The sequence below is a fragment of the Bradyrhizobium sp. Kon69 genome (assembly GCF_055807515.1).
Genome location: NZ_JBVVOS010000393.1, coordinates 1 through 263, shown reverse-complemented (window position 1 = coordinate 263; position 263 = coordinate 1). Strand labels below are relative to the sequence as shown.

The 263-nt window shown below is 60.1% G+C and carries 1 protein-coding gene; it reads right to left on the bottom strand.

What is annotated here, in order from left to right; genetic code table 11:
• Positions 1-263, bottom strand: a 263-nt coding sequence (locus tag AC0L3U_RS39565) for an NAD-dependent epimerase/dehydratase family protein (RefSeq protein ID WP_473365144.1), incomplete at both ends; no start/stop codon positions are given.

The window sequence follows — 263 nt, the reverse complement described above, 5'->3', positions numbered from 1 at the left end:
TCTACACCGACCGGGTGCTTTGGCGCCAGCTCTTCAAGCAGGCTGCAGATGCTGCGTACCACTTCGATGTTCTTTTGCTCATTGTGTCCACCGATGTTGTAGGTCTCGCCGACCACGCCTGCGGTCACTACCGTCAGCAGCGCACGGGCGTGGTCTTCAACAAACAGCCAGTCGCGTACCTGCAGCCCATCGCCGTACACCGGCAGTGGCTTGCCCCCGAGGGCGTTGAGGATCACCAGGGGGATCAATTTTTCCGGGAAGTG